We start from the raw sequence: 21,558 nt of genomic DNA on the forward strand, positions 1-21,558 counted from the left end.
GGGACAATGGAATACGGATTCACCACTGCGGCCTATGTGGTCGCCTCGGTCCTGTTCATCCTGTCGCTAGGCGGGTTGTCGGGACAGGAAAGCGCAAAACGCGCGATCTGGTACGGCATCGTCGGCATGGGCCTTGCGGTCGTGGCGACGCTGTTCGGGCCGGGTTCGGGCAACTGGCTGCTGTCGCTGATCATGATCGCCATCGGCGGGACCGGCGGCTGGCTGGTCGCCAAGCGCGTCCAGATGACCGAAATGCCGCAACTGGTCGCGGCGATGCATTCGCTGGTCGGTCTGGCGGCGGTCTTTGTTGGCTTCAACGCCCAGATCGAGCTGTCGCGCGTCCTGCGCCTGCGTGCGGAGGGGTTCGAGGCTGAACTGACCGGGTTTGCCGCCCTGCTGGCGCACAAGACCGCCCCTGAGATCGCCATGCTGAAGATCGAGGTCTTTCTTGGCATCTTTATCGGCGCGGTGACATTCACCGGGTCGATCGTAGCATTCGGAAAGCTGGCAGGCCGCGTCGACGGCAAGCCAAAGAAACTGCCGGGCGGTCACATGCTGAACGCAGGTGCGCTGGCACTGTCGCTGCTGATCGGCGTGCTGTATTTCACCGGTGTCGGTCCGGCGGTGTTCTGGCTGATCCTGGTGACGCTGCTGGCGTTCTTTATCGGCTATCACCTGATCATGGGGATCGGCGGCGCGGATATGCCGGTCGTCGTGTCGATGCTGAACAGCTATTCCGGTTGGGCGGCGGCGATGATCGGTTTCACCCTGTCGAACGACCTGCTGATCGTGACGGGTGCGCTGGTCGGGTCGTCGGGCGCGATCCTGTCATATATCATGTGCAAGGCGATGAACCGCAATTTCGTCAGTGTGATCCTGGGCGGTTTCGGCGGAGAGACGGGCCCCGCAGCCGCGATCGAAGGCGAACAGATCGCCATCGATGCGGACGGCGTGGCGTCCGCCCTGAACGAGGCCGACAGCGTGGTGATCGTGCCGGGTTACGGCATGGCGGTCGCGCAGGCGCAGGGTGCCGTCAGCGAACTGACGCGCAAGCTGCGCGCGGCGGGCAAGACGGTGCGTTTCGCCATCCACCCCGTGGCGGGACGTCTGCCCGGCCACATGAACGTTTTGCTGGCAGAGGCCAAGGTGCCCTATGACATCGTGCTGGAGATGGACGAGATCAACGATGATTTCCCCGCCACCGACGTCGTCATCATCATCGGGTCGAATGACATCGTGAACCCCGCGGCCCAGGACGATCCGAACAGCCCCATCGCCGGCATGCCAGTGCTGGAGGTGTGGCGCGCCAAGCAGGTGTTTGTGTCCAAACGCGGGCAGGGCACCGGTTATAGCGGCATTGAGAACCCGCTGTTCTTTAAGGAGAACACCCGGATGTTCTATGGCGATGCCAAGGACAGCATCAACAAGCTGCTGCCCATGATCGACTGATCCGGCGCAATCGCGTCACGAACGCCCGCCGGTTCACAGCCGGCGGGCGTTCTGCCTTGTGCCGCAGGTCGCGGTGGTCTTGAAATGGGGCAGGGGCCACGGCCCCCCATGAGGAGCGGCAGATGAACCCGACCACCGAACATCCCCTGCGCTATGCGTTGGTCAATGAGTTGCACGCCCGGCCCTCGCCGCGGATCACGGCGCCTGCGACGGCAGTCTTTGTCGCGTTCAAGGAGCCCAGGGACGCCGCCAACCGCGACAGGGCAAAGGATCTGACCCACCTTGGCCAGTTGGTCGCCCGTCATGGAGGACCGCGTCCCGATCCAGAAGACAGCCACTATCAAGGTCAACTGGGTCGACACGAGCTGAAATGGGAAAGCCATACCGAGTTCGTGACCTATATGGCGATGACGCCGGGCCTGCCGATCCGGCCGTTCGATCCTTCATCGGCGGCGATTTTTTCAGATGCTTGGCAACACGCGGCCCCGGGCAAACGTGTTGCGGCGGTGATGATCCAGATCGACCTGCTGCCGGACGACCCCGCAGAGGCGTTGACGCATCTGGACGGCTGGTTCGCGCGTGACAGCCTTGCCGCAATCTGGGTTCTGGACAAGACTGCGATGGTCGCCGGTGATTTTCGCATCGATGCGGACGGTTGGATGCGTTTCGCCATATTCGTGCGGCCTGGTACGTCCGATGGGCGGGTCGGTCGCCTGGTGCATCGTCTGGTCGAACTGGAGACCTATCGGTCGATGTCCATGCTTGGCCTTGGACGTGCGCGTGGATTGGGCAATCGGCTGAACGAATTGGAACCGCGCCTGACCGCGATCCTGGAGTCGATGACCGACGACGCGCAGCCGGCAGAACAGCTTCTGCACGACTTGTTGGCAGTCTCTACGCAACTGGAGGCGCAGGCCGTTCTTCATTCCTTTCGGTTCGGCGCAACCAGTGCCTATGAGGCGATCGTTCACGACCGCATCGCGGCGCTGCGCGAGACGCGATTTTTGGATCGCCAGATGCTGACCGAATTCATGAGCAGGCGATATGAGCCTGCCATGCGAACAACGAAATCAGCCGAACGACGGTTGGCAACGATGCTGGAACGAACCGCCCGCGCGGCAGAGTTGCTGCGGACGCGCGTCGATGTCGAACGAAGCGCGCAGAACACCAGGATCATGCACCGCATGGATCGTCGCGCAGACATGCAATTGCGCCTGCAGCACACGGTCGAGGGGCTGTCGGTCGTGGCGATCAGCTATTATGCGGTCGGCCTGCTCAGCTATGCACTGGCGCCGGTGGCTGCGCGCGCGGGACTGGACAAGACGCTGCTTGTGGCGGTGCTGACGCCGTTGACGGTTCTGGGCGTATGGTTTGCCATGCGGCGCGTACATGCCCAGTTCCATGATCCCGGCAGCGACGATTTGTGACTTGTAGGAACTGGTGCGGGGCGCGATACATCGGCCCATAGCCCACAAAGGACCACGACACATGCGCCTGACCCTTGCCCTGCTGGCAATTCTGACTCTGACCGCCTGCGGCGTTCCGTTCGTTCCCCTGATCTGAAGAGGTTTCCCATGTCCAAGACGCTGACGATGTACGGCCTTGCCCATTGCTCGACCTGCCAGAAGGCGCAAGCAGACCTTCAGCAACATGGCTGGACGGTCGCATTCCGCGACGTTCAGAAAGAGCCGCTGACGCAGGACGAACGCGCGGCCTTGGTCGCAGAATTCGGCGAAAAGATCATCAACAGAGCCAGCCTGACATGGCGCGGAATGTCCGAGGACGAGCGTGCCGCCAACCCAATCACGATGATGGAAAACAAACCAAGCGTGATGAAGCGTCCGGCGATTCGATCTGATGATCTTTCAGGATTGGGTTGGACGGCAAATGTCAAGCGGTCATTTGGTGTTCCGGCCTGACCAAGCGGGGTAGGGCAGGGGCCAAGCCCTCATCCTCCTACCCCTTGCGACTGGCAAGCGAAGCGATAAGAGGCCGCACGCCGCTGAGGTCATATCCGGCGTTGTCGGCCGCATTCAGGATTTCGTCTTCGGGAATGCGCCCGGCCTGGGTCAACGCCCACAGAACAGTCGAGCGGTTTCCAGAGCGGCAATAGGCGATCACCGGTCCCTGACCCGCCGTCGCAGCGCCGAAATCGGCAATCAACTGCGGCGTGATCTGACCAGGGTGGAACGGCAGATAGTGATAGCGCATTCCGGATTGGGCTGCCGCTTGAGCCATCGCATCGTGGTCGATATCGGCACCGACCTCGTCGTCGGGACGATTGTTGATCAGTACCTTGAAGCCCGCATCAGCCAATGCGGGCACATCCTCGGGCAGGATCTGCGGTGAAACGGCAAGGTCAGGGCTGATTTGGCGCAAATCCATCATAAGGCCTTTCGTACAAGAGTCGCACCGAAGTGGCGTCTTTCGCTGTTGATTGTCAAGGCAGGCGCCTATGCCGCCAGTGATTGTGCCACAAGTCCCGGCAAATTTTCGAAATGATCAAAGGCTGCCCGATGCGGCAGGTCGGCAATTGGGGTCATGCGGTAACCGCCCGAATAGATCAGGAACGGCACCGGGACTGCCGCCGCACAGTGCGCGTCAAATTCACTGTCACCGACATAGAGGGCGCGCGGCGCATCACCCTCGATCCCCAGCAGTTGCAGCGCCAGGCGCAGCGGGGCCGGGTCCGGCTTGCGCTGTGGCAGGCTGTCGCCTCCGACCACGACCGGAAAAAGGCTGGCCAGTCCGAAATGCTCCAACACGACACGTGTCGGGCCCATCGGCTTGTTCGTACAGATGCCAAGCGGATGCCCGGCGTCCGCCAATTTGCCCAATGCCTCCACGACGCCGGGAAACAGCCGTGTCAGCGCTGTCGCATCGTGATAGCGCGCCATGAACGCGGCAATCAGCGCCGGCCTGTGGGCAGGTTCGATTCCACATGCGGCGATGATACGGGTCCACAGCAGTTCGACGCCACCGCCGATGAAGCTCCGTACGCGCGCCAAAGGAAGCGGTGGAACCTGATGCTGTCGCAGGACGGCATTTACGCAGGCATGAATATCAGGCGCGCTGTCGATCAGCGTTCCGTCCAAGTCGAAGATGATTGGGCATGGTGTATCCATGGTCGTGGAGTCTTTCGTGATCGCGCATCCCGACGATGCGGTCTGGTGGCGTCCAGTTTGCACAGTTTAACCGCGCGGCACCACTGCACCGTACAAATTTTCTGAAGGATCGATCAGTCGTGCGACTAGTTCTATCTTACTAACGGCTCAAACACAGGATGCAGAAAAGAAGGAATGTTACATAATTCAGATTATACACGAAAACAGGCATCAATCGGCCCGTGCTCCTTGCAGGTGCTTATCAGCCTCGCGGACCGCAAGGTGCGCGAGCAAGGGTTCATATCAGGGACAGTCCCTTTGGCGATGTAGATCGCGATTGCTCACTGAAACGATCCTGCAGTTCTTGCGCGCAGACACCTGGCCTCGTTTCCACGGCGCGGACTGGGTCTCAATCGCAAGTTAGGACAATACGATCGTTTCTTTGACTGGGCGTGCAATGCAAGACGCCGCGCGCCGGTGGTTGCGCCACCTTGCGAGCCTGGCCATCTGCCTTGCTGGATTAAAATAGCCAAACCGCCACCGTTTCCTATTGAAAACAGCGTAGTAACGCAACGCGCTTGTAATCAGATTTCTGCAATGGTGGCCCGTGAGAGATTCGAACTCCCGACCGGCCCGGTGTAAACGGGACGCTCTACCACTGAGCTAACGGGCCATGCGCGATGTATAAAACCCGACTACGCCGTGCTTTGCAAGTCCGCATCAGGTGTCTTCGGCATGACGCATCACTGATTCAGCACCATGCCGGATCACGTGCACGCCACCTTGACGAACGACCCCGTCGGAAATCGATTCAACACCACGTTGCAACGCCAAACAGCGCAGCATGCGCAGCGTTACGCCATGGGTCACGACCAATGTTGGACCGTCAATGTCGTTCAGGAATGCGCGACATCGGATCTCTAACGCGTGAAACCCCTCCCCTGCCGGACAGCGGTCGTACCAAGCCATCTCGTCGCCATTGAACAGATCAGGATGAGTGCCACGCAGATCTCGTTCCAGCCGACCTGTAAACGCGCCGACGCAGATCTCGGAGAGACGCTGATCATGGCCGAAATCAGAGCCGAAGACGATGCGCGCCGTCTGGTCTGCCCGGCCAAGTGGGCTGGATACACGCACCCCATCAATGGCTTGCGTAAGTTCCGCAAGCCAGCCAGCCTGCCGAATGCCTCGTTGCGTAAGCGGTGAATCATCGCGCCCCTGCAAACGTCCCTGAACGTTCCAGACAGTCTGGCCGTGCCTCATCAAATACAGATCGGGAATTGGAGCGGGTGAAGGGAATCGAACCCTCGTCGTAAGCTTGGGAAGCTTCTGCTCTACCATTGAGCTACACCCGCGTCAAAAGTTCGGATATCCGCTGACCTCAGCCCCGTCAACCCTCAGCGCAGCCCCATATCGGCCAGTGCAGCGGCGATCGCCGGTGGCAGCGCCTCTTCCAGGGCACGGCCAGCAGGCAGGTCTGGTGGCGCGTCAGCCGCTGCCAGATAGCGCCAGCCCTGAAACGGACGGCGCGGGACCGCCGCAACGCGAACCAGAGTGCGGTCAAGGACGATACCACAGCGCTGGATGCCATCGTCGCCCTCGACCCGCTCCAGCGACAGGATGCGCTGACGTGCCATCATGACACCCTTGAAGACCCAGAAAATCGATCCGCCACCCAGCAATTCGGCGTCGCGCTTGGGCCACATCCGGGTGACATGACGCGCGGGACCTGTGCCGAACCGGGTCTGCCACGCGGCCAACTCGTCGGGGCCTTCGGCACCAACGCATAGTTTCATCAGGTTAAGGTTCGTCGTCATGGCGATCACCTAGTCTCGCGCGGCCTGTCCATCAAGCCCAGAACGCAAAAGGGCGGCACCCGAAGATGCGGCCCCCTGCCCGTTCAGTGGACCTAAATCACAGCTCGTCGAGCGCCTCGACAGCAGCTTCCAGTTCTGCCTTGGTCACGGTCTTTTCCGAAACGTTGGCTTTCTCGGCGATCAGATCGACGACCTTGTCCTCGAAGATCGGCGCGCGCAGCTGCTGCTGGGCGGCTTGGTTCGACTGGATGAACTCAAAGAACTGGCGCTCCTGGCCCGGATACTGACGGGCGGCACGCAACACGGCCTGGGTCATCTCCTGGTCGGTGACGGTCACCTCTGCCTTCTGGCCGATCTCGGCCAGCAGCAGGCCAAGACGAACGCGACGCTCGGCCAGGCTCTTGTGCTCTTCGGTCGGCTCGATGGCGTCGTGGTTATGACCCTCGACGTCCGGGTTTTCCTCATGCCACAGCTGGTGCGCGATCTGGTCGGCTTCGGCCTCGACCAGCGACTTGGGCAGCTCGAACTTGACGGCGGCATCCAGCTGATCCAGCAGCGACCGCTTCATGATCGCGCGCGCGGCACCGGCATACTCGGCCTCAAGACGCTCGGTGATCTGCTTCTTCAGACCGTCCAGATCGTCGGCGCCGAACTTTTTGGCCAGCTCATCGTCGATCTCGGCCTCTTTCGGGGCCTTGACCGCCTTGATCGTGCATTCAAAAGTCGCGTCCTTGCCTGCCAGATGGGGCGCGCCGTATTCCTCGGGGAATTTGACCTCGACCTTCATCTCGTCGCCGGCCTTCACGCCGACCAGCTGATCCTCGAACCCGGGGATGAAGCTGTTCGAACCCAGGACCAGCGGATAGTCCTCTGCCGCACCGCCCTCGAACGCCTCGCCATCGACGAAACCCTTGAAGTCGATGGTGACCTGGTCGCCATCCTTGGCTTTGGTGCCCTTCTTGCGGTCCTCAAAGGACTGCGACGACTTGGCCAGGTTCTCCAGCGCCTCGGTGACGGCGGCCTCTTCGGCGGGCACGGTCAGCTTTTCCAGCGACAATGCGGTCATGTCGACCTCGGGGATCGCGGGCAGCGTCTCGTAGGTCACATTGACCACGACGTCGTTACCCTCTTTCCAGGTTTCGCCGTTCTCCATCTCGACCTTGGGCTGGGCTGCGGGGCGGTCGCCCGACTGCTCCAGGTGGTCCTTCAGCGCGCCGTCGATGGCGTCCTGCATCGCCTCACCCAGAATGCGCGGGCCGAACTGCTTCTTGAGCATCGCCATGGGCACCTTGCCCTTGCGAAAGCCCTTCATCTCGACTTCCGGCTGAGCTTCTTTCAGCTTGGCGTCGACGGCTTTGGCCAGGTCTGCTGCGGGCAGCGTGAACTGATACCCGCGCTGAAGACCGTCGTTCTGCGTTTCCTTGACCTGCATCATCGTCCTCATAGAAAGAAGGGCCACCGATCCGGCGGCCTGAAAATTTGAGCCGTTCTAGTCGTCGTGCCGCTGACCTGCAAGCAGATTGCGGTCACCGCGCGCTGGAACATCCCCACGGCCACGCTATGCTGCGCCCAACCGACAGGAGTTCCCATGACCGCTACCGACACTCACGAACCGCGTCTGACATCCTTGGCCCATGGCGGCGGCTGCGGCTGCAAGATCGCGCCGGGGGTCCTGTCGAACCTGTTGCGGGGCAGTGCCGCCCTGCCCGTTCCGCCCGAACTGCTGGTGGGGATCGAAACTTCGGACGATGCTGCGGTCTATCGGCTGAACGACCGTCAGGCGCTGGTCGCGACGACCGACTTTTTCATGCCCGTGGTCGACGACCCCCATGATTTCGGTCGCATCGCCGCGACCAACGCGATCAGCGACGTCTATGCGATGGGTGCGACGCCCATATTGGCGTTGGCGGTGGTGGGCATGCCCATCAATGCCATCTCTCATGCGACGATCGCGGCGATCCTGGACGGCGGCGCCTCCATCTGCCGCGAGGCGGGTATTCCCATCGCCGGCGGCCACACCATCGATTCGGTCGAACCGATCTATGGGCTGGTGGCCCTGGGCCTGATCGACCCGGCTCTGCTGAAACGCAACGCCGACGCACAGCCCGGCGACCTTCTGGTGCTGGGCAAGCCATTGGGCGTTGGCGTCATGTCGGCGGCGTTGAAAAAGGGTGAACTGGACGCCGACGGCTATGCCCGCATGATCGAGGTCACGACCCGCCTGAACCGCCCGGGCCCCGACCTTGCGGCCATCGACGGCGTGCATGCGATGACCGATGTCACCGGCTTTGGCCTTGGCGGCCACGGGTTGGAGATGGCGCGCGGGTCGGGGTGCGATCTGATGATCGACTGGGCGTCGGTCCCGCGTCTGCCGGGCATCGACGCGCTGATCGCCGCAGGGCATGTGACTGGCGCATCGGGCCGGAACTGGACCAGCTATGGCGACGGCGTGGCCCTGCCCCATGGCTTCGGCGATGCCGACCGCGCGCTGCTGACCGACCCGCAGACCAGCGGCGGCCTGATGGTCGCATGCGCGCCGGATGCGCTGAACGCAGTGCATGCGGCCTTTGCGCGCCATGGGTTTGCGGATGCCGCCGTCATCGGCGAGGTCGGCCCCCGCACCGCCGATCCACGCGTGGTGCTGCGCTAGAACCGCAGGCCAAGGCTGAACGCAGCCCCATTGGGGCTCATGCCGAAACTGGCCGCGCCAAAACTGATCCCGATCAGCGCGCCGGCCAGCGCCTGGTCGGTCGTGTGTTCGCCGACCTGAACGCGGCTGTACGCCGTCAGCCCCGCCGCGCCATAGGCGGCGGCACCCAAGACGGGTTCATCCTCCCAGCATTTGCCAGCCAGATCCGCCGCCCCGAAACCGGCGGCGGCGGAATGACCGGACGGAAAGCCTCGCCCCTCACCCGTGGGACGGGCGCCCAGTGCCGATCCGTCGAACACAGCCTTGAGGCCCAGTACCACGGCGGCCTGCAGCACACCGCGTATGGCGAAATCCTCCAGCCGGTCCTGATCGGCGGCGCAGACGGCCGCCGCCAGCGGCAGCGTGTATTTCATCGTGGTGCCGAACCGTTCCAGCCCGTCCGCCCCCGCGGGCATGGCCAGCACGCAGACCAGCCCGGCGACTGCAACGCGCACAGTTTACCGCTGCAGGGTCTGAAGATAGTCGGCCAGCGCCACCAGCCGCGCGGGCGTGGCGACGCGCTGGCCCGATCCGTCGTCATACATGACCACCGGCCCCTCGCGCAGGATATCAAAGACAGGCATGTGCGATTCGCTGCGCCCCATCGTATAGCCGACCAACTGTCCCATCACGCGGGTCTTGGGGAATACGCCATCGTCCTGTGCGGCCAGCATGGTCAGGTCTGCGGGTGCGGGCATCATGCCCACGGCAGCAGGCCCGTTTCCCCGACCGCCAGGCCCGTGGCAGCTTGCGCAGTAATCAACGTAATCGCGTGCCGCGCCCGTGGGTTGCGCCTCGGGTGCGCAGGCCGCAACCAGCCCCGCCAGCGCCAATCCGGTCGCCCCTGCCATCATCATCGCTCGCATCGCCCGTGCCCCCGTCTGTTGTCATTTCGCCCAACATGCACCCACACGCGGGGCTGCGCAACGATCAGACCGCAGTCAGGCGCACCACGCGGTCCATCCGCGCGGCCAGAGCGTGGTTGTGCGTGGCGATCAGCGCCGACAGACCCGTGTCGCGGACCAGCCCCATCAGCACGTCGAACACCCGGTCCGATGTTTCGGGGTCCAGGTTCCCCGTGGGTTCGTCCGCCAACAGCAATGCCGGCTGGTTCGCCAGCGCCCGGCAGAACGCGACCCGCTGTTGTTCGCCGCCCGACATCTGCGCGGGACGGTGATCCGCGCGATGCGCCAGACCCACGCGGTCCAGCAGGTCCGCCGCCCGCGCCTCCGCGTCGCGGGCTGCCACGCCATTGGCCAGTTGTGGCAGGACGATGTTCTCGGCCGCGGTGAATTCGGGCAGCAGGTGGTGGAACTGATAGACAAAGCCCAACTGCTGCCGCCGCGCCTCGGTCCGGGCGCGGTCCGGCAGGCCGGTCATGTCGCGACCCGCCAACCAGACACGTCCTGCATCAGGCGTGTCCAGCAGCCCCGCAATATGCAGCAGCGTCGATTTTCCCGCGCCCGACGGGGCCACAAGCGCCACGACCTCTCCACGCGCAACGCTCAGGTCCAGACCATCCAGCACCGTCACCGGCGCGGGGCCGTCCTTGGCATAGGTCTTGCCCACGCCTTCCAGCCGCAACACGTCACTCATAGCGCAGCGCCTCCACCGGGTTCATCCGCGCGGCGCGGCGCGCGGGGAAAATGGTCACGACAAAGGACAGCGTCAACGACAGCGCAACCGCACGGAAAATGTCCCAGGCCCGCAGGTCGGCGGGCAGACGATAGATGCCGCGCACCTCGGGCTGCCACGCGCCACCCCCGGTCAGCGCGTTCAGGGCCGCCATGATGTTGTCCACGTTCAGCGCCAAGAGGACGCCCAACAAAACCCCGGCGATCGTTCCGATAATCCCGGTGAACGCCCCACACAGAAAAAAGACGCGCAGGATCGACCCCTCGGTCAGGCCCATGGTGCGCAGGATGCCGATATCGCGGCCCTTGTTCTTGACCAGCATGATCAGACCGCTGGTGATGTTCATCGACGCGATCAGGACCAGCACCGACAGGATGACGAACATCACGTCGTCCTCCATGTCCAGCGCGGACAGGAACGACCCTGAACTGTCGCGCCATGACCAGGTCTGCGCACCCTCTCCGGCGGCCCGCATCAGCGGCAGGGTCCATTCGTCCACGCGTTCAGGGTCGTCGACAAAGACCTCGATCTCATCCGCGACACCCTCGCGGTTGAAATAGGACTGCGCCTCGGCCAGTGGCATGTAGACGCGCGTGCGGTCGATGTCGTACCGACCCGCGCTGAAGATATAGGTCACCTCATAGGCGTTCACGCGGGGTGTCGTGCCCATGGCGGTGCGCGCGCCCTCGGGGGCGATCAGGCGGATGCGGTCGCCCACGCCCACACCCAATTCGCGCGCGATGCCGGACCCGATGGCGATGCCCTGGTCGAACCGCGCCAGTTCGCCTTCGGACGTGGCAGGGTCCACGATCCGCGGCATCGCCTCAAGGTCCGCCTGGGTCACGCCGAACACCTCGGCCACATTGGACGAATCGTTGGCGCTGGCCATGACCTGGCCTTTGATGATCGCGGCGGTGCGGGTGACGCCCGGAACCTCGGCCAGTCGCGCGGCCATCGCATCGTAATCGGTGATCCTGCCCGGCACGACATAGATATCGTCGGTGAATTCGTTCGTGATCTGCTGCGGCGACATGTACACCGTCGTGTGCGCATTGGCGCCTAGGATCGTGTCCACGAACTCTGCCCGAAAGCCTGCGCGGACCGCCAGCGTGGCGATCAGCGCCATCACGCCCAAAGCGATGCCGATCAGACTGATCCAAGTCATCACGCTGACGCCACCCTCGGCACGTCGCGCCCGCAGGTATCGCCAGGCAATCATGAATTCGAAACGCGAAAATCCTATCGCCATGGTGCAAGCCCCTGAAATTCCGCCCGGACCGTGCCCCCGCCACCCTTGAAATTCAAGCCGACAAAGGCGTGAGGGCGTCTTCTTTGCCGAAATACCCATCTTGCGACGCCCGCCCCCCGGTGCGACATTGGGGAATGGCAAAATCGACGACAGCGTTCACCTGCACCGCCTGCGGCGCCGCCCACAAGAAATGGGCCGGGCGCTGTGACGCATGTGGCGCATGGAACACCATCATCGAGGAGGCGCCCCTGTCCCAGGGCCCGGGCCGCGGACTGGGTGCGGCCAAGGGGCAGGCGGTGCCCTTGTCTGGCCTGTCGACCAGCGAACCGCCGCCACCCCGGTTCCTGTCTGGCATAGACGAACTGGACCGCGTGCTGGGCGGTGGCCTCGTGCCCGGTTCGGCGCTGCTGGTCGGCGGCGATCCGGGCATCGGCAAATCCACGATCCTGCTGCAGGCCGCCGCCGCCTTTTCGCGCGCCAACTATCAGGCGATCTATTTTTCGGGCGAGGAAGCCAGCGCACAGGTCCGCATGCGCGCCGTGCGTCTGGGGCTGGCCGATGCACCGATGCGGCTTGGGGCGGAAACGAACCTTAGGAATATCCTGACCACACTGGACGCCGAACGCCCCGACGTGGCGGTGATCGATTCGATCCAGACGCTATGGTCCGACACCGTCGAGGCCGCGCCCGGCAGCGTGGCGCAGGTCCGCGCCGCCGCGCACGAGTTGGTGACATTCGCCAAGAAACGCGGCGTCGCTGTGATCCTGGTCGGCCATGTCACCAAGGACGGCCAGATTGCCGGCCCCCGCGTGGTCGAGCACATGGTCGACTGCGTCCTGTATTTCGAAGGCGAGCGCGGCCATCAGTTCCGCATCCTGCGCAGCGTCAAGAACCGTTTCGGCCCGTCAGGGGAGATCGGCGTCTTTGAGATGACAGGCAGCGGCCTTGCCGAGGTCACCAACCCTTCAGCGCTGTTTCTATCCGAACGCGGCCAGCCCATCGCCGGCAGCGCCGTTTTTGCAGGCATCGAGGGCACCCGCCCGGTCCTGACCGAAGTTCAGGCCCTGGTCGCCCCGTCCACCCTGGCCAGCCCCCGCCGCACGGTTGTCGGTCTGGACAGCGGTCGTGTCAGCACCATCCTGGCGGTCCTTGAGGCGCGCTGCGGCATTCCGTTCGCGGGGCTGGACGTGTTTCTGAACGTCGCGGGCGGCATGAAGGTCGCGGAACCTGCCGCCGACCTGGCCATCGCCGGTGCCCTTCTGTCGGCGCGCGAGGACAATCCCCTGCCGCCCGAGGCCGTGCTTTTCGGTGAAATCAGCCTGTCCGGTGCGCTGCGGCCCGTGTCCCAGACCGAAAACAGGTTGAAAGAGGCGCAGAAACTTGGTTTTTCACAGGCTATCCTGCCCGACGCCTCCAAGGTAGAGGGCCAGTCGGGAATGGCGCTGCGGCGCATCACCGATCTGACCGCATTTGTGGGCGAGGTCTTCGGCGCCGGCTGAACCGCCTGATACTGAACGACAACCGGCGCAAGGGGCGGTTTTATGGACGGATTTACGATCATTGATGCGGTGGTGGCGGCTGTCATCATCCTGTCGGCCATTTTGGCCTGGTCGCGCGGCTTTGTGCGCGAATCGCTGGCGATCCTGGGCTGGATCGGAGCGGCCGTGCTGGCCTTTCTGTTCGCACCGGCGGTGCGACCGATGGTGGCGCAGCTGCCCGTGCTGGACCGATTCATGGGCGACAGCTGCGAATTGTCGACGATTGCCGGGTTCGCGGTGGTCTTTGCCTTGGCACTCGTCGTCTTTTCCATCGTCACGCCGCTGTTCTCATCTGTGGTCCAGCGTTCGGCGCTGGGCGGCGTGGATCAGGGGATGGGCTTTCTGTTCGGCGTGGCGCGCGGCATCCTGCTCGTGGCCATCGCATTCATCGTCTATGACCGCGTGATGACAACCCAGAACGTGGCGATGGTCGAGAACTCGCGTTCGGCACAGGTGTTCGAGCGGATGCGCGGTCAGATGGACGACCAGATCCCCGCCGATGCGCCGGGCTGGATCGTGACCCGCTATGAGCAGATGGTCATGGGCTGCACAGCGACCAGCGCTCCGGTCACGACCGAAGTTCCCGCCGCCAACTGATCGACCGTGACAGGCATATGACGAAAAAGCGCCCCTGCGGAACCGCGGGGGCGTGACTTTGCCGGCCACCGGCACTACATGTCCCCCGACAGCACGACGACATCAGCCCACACACATCGAGGCCCGCGCGATGCAACCTTTCATGGCCCATCCGTTCGATTCGGACCGTCTGCACGAAGAGTGCGGCATCTTTGGCGCGATCGGCGTGGTCGATGCCTCGAACTTCGTGGCCCTGGGGCTGCACGCGCTGCAGCACCGCGGACAGGAGGCGGGCGGGATCGTCGCACACCATCCCGACTTCGGTTTCAACAGTGCCCACCGCTTCGGCTATGTCCGTGACAATTTCACGAAGCCGGAACTGATGGCGACGCTGCCGGGACAACTGGCCATCGGCCATGTCCGGTATTCGACCGCCGGGACCAAGGCCAACACCGCGATCCGCGACGTGCAGCCGTTCTTTGGCGAATTCCACATGGGCGGCTGCGCGATTGCCCATAACGGCAACATCACCAACGCTGCCGCCCTGCGCCGTGAACTGATTGAGCGTGGATCGATCTTTCAGTCTTCGTCAGACAGCGAATGCATCATTCACCTGATGGCCCGGTCGATCCAGCGCAACATCCCCGAACGGATGAAGGATGCCTTGCGCCGGGTTGAGGGGGCATTCAGCGTCATCGCGATGACCCGGACCAAGCTTATCGGCGTGCGCGACGCCTTGGGCGTGCGACCCCTGGTGCTGGGTAAGGTCGGAGAGGACGGCTATGTCCTGGCGTCCGAGACCTGCGCGCTGGATATCATCGGCGCCGAGTTCCTGCGCGAGATCGAGCCCGGGGAGATGGTGGTCATTTCAAAGGGTCAGATCGAATCGTCGCGGCCCTTTGGCCCGTCGACCGGGCGGTTCTGCATCTTTGAACATGTGTATTTCTCGCGGCCCGATTCGATCATCGGCGGGCGATCGGTCTATGAGACCCGCCGCCAGATCGGTGTGGAACTGGCCCGCGAGGCGCCGGTCGAGGCCGATCTTGTCTGCCCGGTTCCCGACAGCGGCACGCCAGCGGCCATCGGCTATGCGCAGGAATCGGGTATCCCCTATGGCATGGGGATCATCCGCAACCAGTACATGGGCCGTACCTTCATCGAACCGACCGATCAGATCCGCAACATGGGCGTCCGGCTGAAGCTGAACGTGAACCGTGCCCTGATCCGCGGCAAGCGGGTCGTGCTGGTCGACGACAGTGTTGTGCGCGGCACCACCAGCCGCAAGATCAAGGACATGATCATCGACGCGGGCGCGGCCGAGGTGCATTTCCGGATCGCCTCTCCGCCCACGGCCTGGCCATGCTTTTACGGCGTGGATACCCCTGACCGCGACAAGCTGCTGGCAGCGAACATGTCGCCGGAACAGATGCGTGAGTGGATCGGCGTGGACAGCCTGTCATTCGTGTCGCTGGACGGTCTGTACCGTGCAGCAGGCGAGGCCGCTGGCCGCGACCCCAAGGCACCCCGCTATTGCGACGCCTGTTTTTCGGGCGACTATCCGGTGGCACCCTTTGACCAGCTGGAGCGCGGTTTCCGCATGAAGGTCGGATCTGAGACTGCGGTCAAGCAAGCCGCCGAGTGATTGCGTCCCGCGACGGCCGGGGGGCCAGCCCCCCGGACCCCCCGCGGGCGGTCCCGCTCAGGTGACGATCCGCTCCAGCGGGTCATAGCGCGCGGTGCCCTTGTCCCAGATCGCATCGCCCAGCATGTCCGGCTTGTGTCGCAAGGCGGCCAGTTCGGCTCGCGTGACCCATCGGGCACGGTTCACGATGCCTTCAGGATCGGACAACGCCAGTCGGTCGGGACCAGCCAGCAATGCGTGAAAATGAATCTCGACCTGATGAAATCGGCGGGTCGGGTCGTGGAATTCATTCACCAGGAATGGCGCGCCGATTGTGACGATCAGCCCGGTCTCCTCCAGGACCTCGCGCGCCAGATTGTCCGGCAGCGCGGTGTGCGGATCGGCGCCACCGCCCGGCAGGCACCACAGGTCGGACTGTTGCCCGGGATAGGCATTGACCACCAGCACGCGGTCGCGATGCAAGATCGCGGCGCGCACGGCCAGTCGGATCATCCGGCGATCCGGTTGACATGGCCCATCTTGCGGCCCGGACGCGCCTGACCTTTGCCGTACAGATGCACCTGCGTGCGCGGTTGCGCCAGCAGCGCGGGCACGCGGTCCATGTCGTCGCCGATCAGGTTCTCCATCACCACATCGACGTGACGCTTGCCGTCGCCCAGGGGCAGACCGGCCACGGCGCGGATATGCTGTTCGAATTGATCGACGGCACAGCCAGCCTGCGTCCAATGGCCGGAATTGTGCACACGGGGCGCGAACTCGTTCACGAGCAGCCCGTCGGGGGTGACGAACAACTCGACCCCCAGCACGCCCACGTAATCCAGCGCGTTGGCGATGCGCGCCGCGATCAGAACCGCGTCGGTGGTGACCCCCCCGGGCAGGCCGCAAGGTACCGTGGTGGTGCGCAGGATGCCGCCCTCATGGACGTTCAGGCCCGGATCAAAGGCCGCGACCTGACCATCGGCCGCGCGGGCGATGATGACGCTGATCTCGGCAGTGAAATCAACGAACCCCTCCAGCACGGAGGGCGCGTCGGTCCATTCCGCGGGGCCGTCCCCGATCCGCACCTGACCCTTGCCGTCATAGCCCATGCGGCGGGTTTTCAGGATCGACGGGCGGCCGATCCGTGCGATGGCCCCCTCCAGCGCGTCCCGGTCGGGCACATCGGCGAAGGGGGCGACGGTCAGGCCGATCTGGGTCAGAAAGGTCTTTTCGGTCAGCCGGTCCTGTGACACGGCCAGCGCACGCCTGCCGGGGTGGATCGGTGCCAGGCTTTCCAGCAGGTCCAGCGCGCTGGTCGGGACGTTCTCGAACTCATAGGTGATGACGTCGACGCTGTCGGCAAAGGCGCGCAGGGCCGCCTCGTCCTCATACGGCGCGGTCGTCACGCGCCAGGCGACGTCGCCTGCGGGGGCAGCGCCCGGTTCATAGATGTGGCAGCGCAGGCCAAGACGGCTGGCCGCCGCCGACAGCATCCGGCCCAACTGGCCGCCGCCCAGGATGCCGATGGTGGTGATCTCAGTCATCGACAGGCTCCTCGGGGATGGAGGCAGACAGGGCCACGCGCCAATCGTCCAGCCGCTGCGCCAGCGCGGGATCGTCCAGCGCCAGGATGCCCGCGGCCATCAGCCCGGCATTGGCTGCACCGGCTGCACCGATGGCCATCGTGGCGACCGGATAGCCCTTGGGCATCTGTAGAATGGAATAAAGCGAATCGACACCTGACAGGGCCCGGGTCTGGATCGGCACACCGATCACCGGCACACGGGTCTTTGATGCCATCATGCCGGGCAGATGGGCCGCACCCCCTGCCCCCGCGATGATCACGCGCAACCCGCGACCGACGGCTGATCTGCCATAGTCCCACAGCCGGTCCGGCGTGCGATGCGCACTGACGATGCGGGTGTGATAGGGGACGCCCAGTTCGTCCAGGATCTGTGCCGCCTCGCGCATGGTCGGCCAGTCGGACTGGCTGCCCATGATGATTCCCACCGCCTCGGTCATCTGTCGTCCCCGTATTGTCCCGCGTCCCGTCCTAGCGCGGGTGCGCACGGGTCGCAATCAGGCGATGATGTCCGGGGTCAGCTCATCCTCCAATCGGGCGATGCGATCCTTTAGAGACAGCTTCTGCTTCTTCAGCCGCTGCAGCGCCAGCGATGCCGTCAACTGACCGTGCAGTGCGGCAATAGCCTCGTCCAGATCACGATGCTCGCAGCGCAGGGCCGCCAGACGCGCGCGGCTGATCTCGTCGTGGTTCATCGAATGCTGCATGTTCATCAGGCGGGCTCTTGGTCGGGGATGCCATGGATCCGACTTATAGCGCGTTTCGGATCTCCTGTTAAGCTGGCATGGACAAACAGCGCGGTTCACGCCATCGTGAGATCATGTCCCGGAGGGTTGTCATGGTACGACTTGCCACCATCCTTGCGCTTATGATCGTCGGCCCTTCGGCCGGTTGGTCTGATGGAAAGGCCACCTGGACGACAGGACGCCTGCCCGACGGCCCCGGACACGCGGCAGAGATCACATTTGGCGGGCGCAGGCTCAGCTTTGTCTGTCGTCCCGGCAATGCAGGTCAGGTCGTCATCGATGGCATGGGCCTTTCGCAGGAAGCCGTCGTCGTGCTGGTTGACGGACAACGGATTGTCGTTCAATCCGAGACGAAAAACAGCGTCCATTCGATTGATGCCGCACCCCGGTCGCAGTTGCTGTCAGCCCTGACAGAGGGCCGGCAGGTCACCATTCTGGCCGGACCGTTGACGCTAAGTCTGCCGCTGGAGGGGTCCCGCCGCGCTATCGAGCACGCGCTCGAAGCGTGCGACGACCTGTCCTGAGCGCGAAGATCTTGCAAAATGGTCCCGTCCTTTCCATATCTTGGGCAGGACGGGGGTCGCCGCAAAGGGACCCCGCGCCCACAGTCGCTGCAACGCAAAGGGCTGAGATGACAAAGATTTCCTTAGGGGCGCATCCCTATCTGCTGGGGTTCGACCAGCTGGAGCGTCTGGTCGAACGGGCCTCCAAGGGGGCCGAGGGCTATCCGCCCTACAACATCGAACACCTTCCGCCCGACGCCTTTCGCATCAGTTTGGCCGTTGCCGGCTTTGCCGAAGACGATCTGGCTATCACGACCGAAGATCGCCAACTGGTGATCCGCGGCAGGCAACCTGAACCGGACGACGCACGCGTCTATCTGCATCGTGGCATCGCCGCCCGTGCCTTTCAGCGCAGCTTTGTGCTGGCCGACGGGGTCGAGGTGACGGCCGCCGCGATGGAAAACGGGCTTCTTCATATCGACCTGCGCCGGGTGAACCCGCAGCAGGTCGTCAAAACCATTCCGATCAGCCGCAAGCAAGGGGATCATCATGGATAGCAAATACAATTTCGACGGCGGCACGTCCCCCCAGACCGTCTATATCCGACAGGTCGCAGCCGCGACCCTGCCCCGTGACGTTCAGGAACAACTGCCAGGCGTGCAGGTCCTGTATGCGGTCCACGATACGGACGGCGAACGACTGGCGCTGGTCCAGAACCGTGCCTTGGCGTTTACTCTGGCACGCGAAAACGAACTGCGCCCCGTCAGCGTCCACTAGGCATAGCGGATATAGGCGAACGCCCGTCCGTCGGGTGACCAGCAGGGCACGTTCAGCGTGCCCTGCCCTCCGAACAGATCGCAAAGCTTACGTCGTCCGGTCTCGTCCGGCGCCATGATCCACAGGGACACATCCCGGTCGCGCGGGTGTTCCGTCGTACCCGGCGCATAGGCCAGATACACAACATGATGCCCGCAGGGCGACGGATGCGGGAACCAGTTCACCGCATCGTCACGAAAGACCGGCGCGGCACTGGTCCCGTCCGCGCGCATTCTCCAGATCTGCGCATGGCCCGTTGCGTCGCTGTTGAACCAGATCCAGGTACCGCAGGGGCTGAAGTCGGGGCCATCGTGATGAGCCACGTCGGGGGTCAGAACGCGCTCGTCGCTGCCGTCCTGCGTGCAGGTTGCGATGCGCACGACCCGGTCGCCCCGTGCGCAGGCATAGACCAATCGGTCGCTATGCGCGCCGTGCCACCAGCTTGGGCGCGGTGTACCCACGGGCCGCGTGGTCGTACCGTCCCAGACATGCATCCCCGCGCCGGTCCCGTCATGGGCCGAAAAGATCACCCGACCATCGGGCAGAAACCCGTGATCGTTGTTGCACCGCTCGGCACAGCCGGTGTCCAGCATCTGCAACCCGTCGCTGTCGGCGCGCCACAACCGGCCTTCGCCATTCACCAGAAACCAGCCATCGGGATGCCAGTTCGGCGCCTCGATCAACATCGGGCTGCGCAGCACGACGCGGGCCTGCCCGGTGGCCACATCCCATACCTCCAGCGAGGACCGCCAATTCATGGCGTGACTATCTGACCGTCACCGCGCCATTGACGCAGCGCCAGTACCGTCAGGATCGCGGCAAAGACGCAGACCTGATAGGTCAGCGCATGGCCGATGGCCGCCGCGTGGTCCTGATCAACGCGCAGCCGGACAAAGAACAGGCTGCTGACGATGGCGATGCCGATGGCTGCGCCGATCTGCTGGAACGCCTGCATGCCACCCGTCGCGGCACCCGCGATCCGTCCCGGCACATCCCGCAGCACCAGCTGGAACAGCGGAGAGATCGCAAGCCCCATGCCCAACCCGTTCAGCGCCAGTGGCCCGGCCAAGGTCGCAGTCCCCAGATCGGCCGGCGGATGACCTGCGGCATGGCGCAGCCAGATCATCCCTGCCAGCATCACCGTGGCCCCAAGCGCCACCCGCCCCACCAGCGCCCGCGTCCCGAACCGGCCGGTGACATAGCTGCCCAGCATGATCCCCAACGGGAACGGCGCCGTGGCGATGCCCGATTCCAGCGGGGTCAGCCCGAAACCGGTCTGGAAATAGATCGCCAGCACCAGAAACATTCCTGGAATCGCGGAAAAATGAAGCATCACTACCGTGACCCCCGACAGGAACCCCCGGTCGCGCAACAGCACCATCGGCAGCAATTGTTCACGGCCCGCCACCTCCAACGCGCGCTGGCGTTGCAGGAACAGCGCACCCACCGGAATGGCCGCGACCAGCGTGGCCAGCGTCCACCACGGCCAGCCCAACAGCGGACCTTCGATCATCGGCAGTACGACCATGGTGATCGCCAGCCCGAACAGGCCCACGCCCCGCCAGTCGATCGCCATGTCACGCGACGATTCCAGCCGGGGGATCAGCCGCAGCCCGGCCAGGACCACCAGCAGCCCCACGGGAAGGTTCACCAGAAAGATCGGACGCCACGCCAGTCCATAGAGGTCGGTGGTGATCAGCAAGCCCCCCAACAGCGGCCCGGTGACCGCGCCCATGCTGATGACGACGCCTGCCAGTGCAAAAGCCTTGGCCTTTTGTTCGGGCGGAAAGATCACGTGCATGATCGCCATCACCTGCGGCACCATCATTGCGCCGCCCACGCCCTGCAACGCCCGCGCGCCGATCAGAACGTTGATGTCGGGCGCCAACCCGCACAGCACCGACGCCAGCGTGAACAGCGTCACCCCCGACAGAAACAACCGTTTGCGCCCCAGCTTGTCCCCGAACCGCCCGCAGGGCAGGAGGCCCACCGCGAATGCCAGCACATAGGCAGCCGAAATCCATTCGATCTGCGTCTCGCTGGCGCCCAGATCGGCACGGATCGACGGCAGCGCGACATTGACGATGCTGACATCGATCAGGTTCATGAAATTGCCCATCAGCAACAGCACGGTGGCGGCCCAGGGGTTCACGCCCTTGGGCGGGCTTGCGGGATGGGACATGGGGACACTCCGTTCACGATCTGCGCGGAACTGTCCGCAGCGGCGCAAGGT

The 21,558-nt window shown here is 64.1% G+C and carries 25 protein-coding genes and 2 tRNA genes; 10 read left to right on the plus strand and 17 right to left on the minus strand.

Features of this window, described 5'->3' with window-relative positions:
- The first annotated feature begins 6 nt into the window (after nucleotides 1–6).
- The 3 genes from ACJJVR_RS14510 (at nucleotide 7) to ACJJVR_RS14520 (ending at nucleotide 3,368) form a co-directional block, all read left to right on the plus strand.
- A complete protein-coding gene (locus tag ACJJVR_RS14510) occupies nucleotides 7–1,449 on the plus strand; it encodes an NAD(P)(+) transhydrogenase (Re/Si-specific) subunit beta (protein ID WP_405405610.1) in 1,443 nt (480 codons plus the stop codon).
- A gap of 122 nt (nucleotides 1,450–1,571) precedes the next feature.
- Nucleotides 1,572–2,876, plus strand: coding sequence for a DUF3422 family protein (locus tag ACJJVR_RS14515; RefSeq protein ID WP_405405611.1), 1,305 nt, complete (start codon nucleotides 1,572–1,574; stop codon nucleotides 2,874–2,876).
- Between the two features lie 147 nt (nucleotides 2,877–3,023).
- Nucleotides 3,024–3,368, plus strand: a complete 345-nt coding sequence (locus ACJJVR_RS14520; protein WP_405405613.1) for an arsenate reductase family protein — start codon at nucleotides 3,024–3,026, stop codon at nucleotides 3,366–3,368.
- A gap of 37 nt (nucleotides 3,369–3,405) precedes the next feature.
- Here ACJJVR_RS14520 and ACJJVR_RS14525 read toward each other — a convergent pair whose 3' ends face one another.
- The 7 genes from ACJJVR_RS14525 to tig all read right to left on the minus strand — a co-directional run bounded on the left by ACJJVR_RS14525 (nucleotide 3,406) and on the right by tig (nucleotide 7,802).
- Nucleotides 3,406–3,837, minus strand: a complete 432-nt coding sequence (locus ACJJVR_RS14525; RefSeq protein ID WP_405405614.1) for a TIGR01244 family sulfur transferase — start codon at nucleotides 3,835–3,837, stop codon at nucleotides 3,406–3,408.
- Between the two features lie 65 nt (nucleotides 3,838–3,902).
- Nucleotides 3,903–4,574: a phosphoglycolate phosphatase gene (gene gph / locus ACJJVR_RS14530; RefSeq protein WP_405405616.1), complete on the minus strand. Its 672-nt coding sequence runs from the start codon at nucleotides 4,572–4,574 to the stop codon at nucleotides 3,903–3,905.
- A gap of 577 nt (nucleotides 4,575–5,151) precedes the next feature.
- Nucleotides 5,152–5,226, minus strand: a tRNA-Val gene (locus ACJJVR_RS14535).
- Nucleotides 5,227–5,273: 47 nt separating this feature from the next.
- Complete coding sequence (locus tag ACJJVR_RS14540) at nucleotides 5,274–5,816, minus strand: histidine phosphatase family protein (RefSeq protein WP_405405617.1); 543 nt, start codon at nucleotides 5,814–5,816, stop codon at nucleotides 5,274–5,276.
- A gap of 18 nt (nucleotides 5,817–5,834) precedes the next feature.
- A tRNA-Gly gene (locus ACJJVR_RS14545) sits at nucleotides 5,835–5,908 on the minus strand.
- Between the two features lie 42 nt (nucleotides 5,909–5,950).
- Nucleotides 5,951–6,370: a DUF1489 family protein gene (locus ACJJVR_RS14550; RefSeq protein ID WP_405405619.1), complete on the minus strand. Its 420-nt coding sequence runs from the start codon at nucleotides 6,368–6,370 to the stop codon at nucleotides 5,951–5,953.
- 97 nt (nucleotides 6,371–6,467) lie between these two features.
- A complete protein-coding gene (tig, locus tag ACJJVR_RS14555) occupies nucleotides 6,468–7,802 on the minus strand; it encodes a trigger factor (protein ID WP_405406462.1) in 1,335 nt (444 codons plus the stop codon).
- A gap of 156 nt (nucleotides 7,803–7,958) precedes the next feature.
- On the opposite strand from tig, the gene selD reads away from it, so the two are divergent.
- Nucleotides 7,959–9,020: a selenide, water dikinase SelD gene (gene selD, locus ACJJVR_RS14560; protein ID WP_405405620.1), complete on the plus strand. Its 1,062-nt coding sequence runs from the start codon at nucleotides 7,959–7,961 to the stop codon at nucleotides 9,018–9,020.
- Here the strand turns inward: selD and ACJJVR_RS14565 are convergent.
- The 4 genes from ACJJVR_RS14565 to ACJJVR_RS14580 all read right to left on the minus strand — a co-directional run bounded on the left by ACJJVR_RS14565 (nucleotide 9,017) and on the right by ACJJVR_RS14580 (nucleotide 11,943).
- A complete protein-coding gene (locus tag ACJJVR_RS14565) occupies nucleotides 9,017–9,514 on the minus strand; it encodes a phosphatase PAP2 family protein (protein ID WP_405405621.1) in 498 nt (165 codons plus the stop codon). The genes selD and ACJJVR_RS14565 overlap by 4 nt on opposite strands.
- Before the next feature lie 3 nt (nucleotides 9,515–9,517).
- The gene (locus ACJJVR_RS14570; protein WP_405405622.1) at nucleotides 9,518–9,916 is read right to left on the minus strand and encodes a c-type cytochrome; all 399 of its coding nucleotides are present in this window, start codon (nucleotides 9,914–9,916) and stop codon (nucleotides 9,518–9,520) included.
- Between the two features lie 73 nt (nucleotides 9,917–9,989).
- Entirely contained in the window at nucleotides 9,990–10,655 is a 666-nt protein-coding gene (locus ACJJVR_RS14575; protein WP_405405624.1) for an ABC transporter ATP-binding protein, read from the minus strand.
- Nucleotides 10,648–11,943 carry a lipoprotein-releasing ABC transporter permease subunit gene (locus ACJJVR_RS14580; RefSeq protein WP_405405625.1) on the minus strand — a complete coding sequence of 432 codons (1,296 nt, stop codon included), beginning with the start codon at nucleotides 11,941–11,943 and terminating at the stop codon, nucleotides 10,648–10,650. Before ACJJVR_RS14580 ends, ACJJVR_RS14575 begins: the two co-directional genes overlap by 8 nt.
- Before the next feature lie 134 nt (nucleotides 11,944–12,077).
- Here ACJJVR_RS14580 and radA point away from each other — a divergent pair, with 134 nt between their 5' ends.
- From radA to purF, 3 genes are all read left to right on the plus strand, one after another.
- Nucleotides 12,078–13,442 (plus strand): DNA repair protein RadA, encoded by a 1,365-nt coding sequence (gene radA / locus ACJJVR_RS14585; protein ID WP_405405626.1) that lies wholly within the window; start codon nucleotides 12,078–12,080, stop codon nucleotides 13,440–13,442.
- Nucleotides 13,443–13,484: 42 nt separating this feature from the next.
- Nucleotides 13,485–14,078, plus strand: coding sequence for a CvpA family protein (locus ACJJVR_RS14590; RefSeq protein WP_405405627.1), 594 nt, complete (start codon nucleotides 13,485–13,487; stop codon nucleotides 14,076–14,078).
- Nucleotides 14,079–14,208: 130 nt separating this feature from the next.
- The gene (gene purF / locus ACJJVR_RS14595; protein WP_405405628.1) at nucleotides 14,209–15,699 is read left to right on the plus strand and encodes an amidophosphoribosyltransferase; all 1,491 of its coding nucleotides are present in this window, start codon (nucleotides 14,209–14,211) and stop codon (nucleotides 15,697–15,699) included.
- A gap of 57 nt (nucleotides 15,700–15,756) precedes the next feature.
- On the opposite strand, the gene ACJJVR_RS14600 is transcribed toward purF, so the two are convergent.
- The 4 genes from ACJJVR_RS14600 to ACJJVR_RS14615 are packed head-to-tail and all read right to left on the minus strand — an operon-like array spanning nucleotide 15,757 to nucleotide 17,973.
- Complete coding sequence (locus ACJJVR_RS14600; RefSeq protein WP_405405630.1) at nucleotides 15,757–16,191, minus strand: NUDIX domain-containing protein; 435 nt, start codon at nucleotides 16,189–16,191, stop codon at nucleotides 15,757–15,759.
- Complete coding sequence (locus ACJJVR_RS14605; protein WP_405405631.1) at nucleotides 16,188–17,222, minus strand: 5-(carboxyamino)imidazole ribonucleotide synthase; 1,035 nt, start codon at nucleotides 17,220–17,222, stop codon at nucleotides 16,188–16,190. The genes ACJJVR_RS14600 and ACJJVR_RS14605 overlap by 4 nt, the downstream gene beginning before the upstream one ends.
- Nucleotides 17,215–17,700: a 5-(carboxyamino)imidazole ribonucleotide mutase gene (gene purE / locus ACJJVR_RS14610; protein WP_405405633.1), complete on the minus strand. Its 486-nt coding sequence runs from the start codon at nucleotides 17,698–17,700 to the stop codon at nucleotides 17,215–17,217. The genes ACJJVR_RS14605 and purE overlap by 8 nt, the downstream gene beginning before the upstream one ends.
- A 57-nt stretch (nucleotides 17,701–17,757) precedes the next feature.
- Nucleotides 17,758–17,973, minus strand: coding sequence for a YdcH family protein (locus tag ACJJVR_RS14615; RefSeq protein WP_405405635.1), 216 nt, complete (start codon nucleotides 17,971–17,973; stop codon nucleotides 17,758–17,760).
- 125 nt (nucleotides 17,974–18,098) lie between these two features.
- Between ACJJVR_RS14615 and ACJJVR_RS14620 the strand changes: the two genes are divergently transcribed.
- The 3 genes from ACJJVR_RS14620 (at nucleotide 18,099) to ACJJVR_RS14630 (ending at nucleotide 19,286) form a co-directional block, all read left to right on the plus strand.
- Nucleotides 18,099–18,530 carry a hypothetical protein gene (locus ACJJVR_RS14620; protein ID WP_405405636.1) on the plus strand — a complete coding sequence of 144 codons (432 nt, stop codon included), beginning with the start codon at nucleotides 18,099–18,101 and terminating at the stop codon, nucleotides 18,528–18,530.
- 107 nt (nucleotides 18,531–18,637) lie between these two features.
- Complete coding sequence (locus ACJJVR_RS14625; protein ID WP_405405637.1) at nucleotides 18,638–19,066, plus strand: Hsp20 family protein; 429 nt, start codon at nucleotides 18,638–18,640, stop codon at nucleotides 19,064–19,066.
- A complete protein-coding gene (locus ACJJVR_RS14630; protein ID WP_405405639.1) occupies nucleotides 19,059–19,286 on the plus strand; it encodes a DUF1150 family protein in 228 nt (75 codons plus the stop codon). The genes ACJJVR_RS14625 and ACJJVR_RS14630 overlap by 8 nt, the downstream gene beginning before the upstream one ends.
- On the opposite strand, the gene ACJJVR_RS14635 is transcribed toward ACJJVR_RS14630, so the two are convergent.
- Nucleotides 19,283–20,083 (minus strand): TolB family protein, encoded by an 801-nt coding sequence (locus tag ACJJVR_RS14635; RefSeq protein WP_405405640.1) that lies wholly within the window; start codon nucleotides 20,081–20,083, stop codon nucleotides 19,283–19,285. The two genes, ACJJVR_RS14630 and ACJJVR_RS14635, sit on opposite strands and share 4 nt — an antisense overlap.
- Nucleotides 20,080–21,507, minus strand: a complete 1,428-nt coding sequence (locus ACJJVR_RS14640) for an MFS transporter (RefSeq protein WP_405405641.1) — start codon at nucleotides 21,505–21,507, stop codon at nucleotides 20,080–20,082. The genes ACJJVR_RS14635 and ACJJVR_RS14640 overlap by 4 nt, the downstream gene beginning before the upstream one ends.
- Between the last annotated feature and the right edge of the window lie 51 nt (nucleotides 21,508–21,558).

The organism is Paracoccus sp. Ld10 (assembly GCF_045064235.1).
Taxonomy (GTDB): Bacteria; Pseudomonadota; Alphaproteobacteria; order Rhodobacterales; family Rhodobacteraceae; genus Paracoccus.

Excerpts from the sequence above, each read along its gene's own strand:
- purF (WP_405405628.1), top strand. The coding sequence starts at position 14,209 with ATGCAACCTTTCATGGCCCATCCGTTCGATTCGGACCGTCTGCACGAA.
- selD (WP_405405620.1), top strand. The coding sequence starts at position 7,959 with ATGACCGCTACCGACACTCACGAACCGCGTCTGACATCCTTGGCCCAT.
- ACJJVR_RS14570 (WP_405405622.1), bottom strand. The coding sequence starts at position 9,916 with ATGATGATGGCAGGGGCGACCGGATTGGCGCTGGCGGGGCTGGTTGCG.
- ACJJVR_RS14635 (WP_405405640.1), bottom strand. The coding sequence starts at position 20,083 with ATGAATTGGCGGTCCTCGCTGGAGGTATGGGATGTGGCCACCGGGCAG.
- ACJJVR_RS14640 (WP_405405641.1), bottom strand. The coding sequence starts at position 21,507 with ATGTCCCATCCCGCAAGCCCGCCCAAGGGCGTGAACCCCTGGGCCGCC.
- tig (WP_405406462.1), bottom strand. The coding sequence starts at position 7,802 with ATGCAGGTCAAGGAAACGCAGAACGACGGTCTTCAGCGCGGGTATCAG.
- ACJJVR_RS14580 (WP_405405625.1), bottom strand. The coding sequence starts at position 11,943 with ATGGCGATAGGATTTTCGCGTTTCGAATTCATGATTGCCTGGCGATAC.
- ACJJVR_RS14605 (WP_405405631.1), bottom strand. The coding sequence starts at position 17,222 with ATGACTGAGATCACCACCATCGGCATCCTGGGCGGCGGCCAGTTGGGC.
- ACJJVR_RS14590 (WP_405405627.1), top strand. The coding sequence starts at position 13,485 with ATGGACGGATTTACGATCATTGATGCGGTGGTGGCGGCTGTCATCATC.
- ACJJVR_RS14510 (WP_405405610.1), top strand. The coding sequence starts at position 7 with ATGGAATACGGATTCACCACTGCGGCCTATGTGGTCGCCTCGGTCCTG.
- ACJJVR_RS14600 (WP_405405630.1), bottom strand. The coding sequence starts at position 16,191 with ATGATCCGACTGGCCGTGCGCGCCGCGATCTTGCATCGCGACCGCGTG.
- ACJJVR_RS14630 (WP_405405639.1), top strand. The coding sequence starts at position 19,059 with ATGGATAGCAAATACAATTTCGACGGCGGCACGTCCCCCCAGACCGTC.
- ACJJVR_RS14550 (WP_405405619.1), bottom strand. The coding sequence starts at position 6,370 with ATGACGACGAACCTTAACCTGATGAAACTATGCGTTGGTGCCGAAGGC.
- purE (WP_405405633.1), bottom strand. The coding sequence starts at position 17,700 with ATGACCGAGGCGGTGGGAATCATCATGGGCAGCCAGTCCGACTGGCCG.
- ACJJVR_RS14525 (WP_405405614.1), bottom strand. The coding sequence starts at position 3,837 with ATGATGGATTTGCGCCAAATCAGCCCTGACCTTGCCGTTTCACCGCAG.
- gph (WP_405405616.1), bottom strand. The coding sequence starts at position 4,574 with ATGGATACACCATGCCCAATCATCTTCGACTTGGACGGAACGCTGATC.
- ACJJVR_RS14515 (WP_405405611.1), top strand. The coding sequence starts at position 1,572 with ATGAACCCGACCACCGAACATCCCCTGCGCTATGCGTTGGTCAATGAG.
- ACJJVR_RS14575 (WP_405405624.1), bottom strand. The coding sequence starts at position 10,655 with ATGAGTGACGTGTTGCGGCTGGAAGGCGTGGGCAAGACCTATGCCAAG.
- ACJJVR_RS14520 (WP_405405613.1), top strand. The coding sequence starts at position 3,024 with ATGTCCAAGACGCTGACGATGTACGGCCTTGCCCATTGCTCGACCTGC.
- ACJJVR_RS14615 (WP_405405635.1), bottom strand. The coding sequence starts at position 17,973 with ATGAACATGCAGCATTCGATGAACCACGACGAGATCAGCCGCGCGCGT.
- ACJJVR_RS14540 (WP_405405617.1), bottom strand. The coding sequence starts at position 5,816 with ATGAGGCACGGCCAGACTGTCTGGAACGTTCAGGGACGTTTGCAGGGG.
- ACJJVR_RS14625 (WP_405405637.1), top strand. The coding sequence starts at position 18,638 with ATGACAAAGATTTCCTTAGGGGCGCATCCCTATCTGCTGGGGTTCGAC.
- ACJJVR_RS14620 (WP_405405636.1), top strand. The coding sequence starts at position 18,099 with ATGGTACGACTTGCCACCATCCTTGCGCTTATGATCGTCGGCCCTTCG.
- radA (WP_405405626.1), top strand. The coding sequence starts at position 12,078 with ATGGCAAAATCGACGACAGCGTTCACCTGCACCGCCTGCGGCGCCGCC.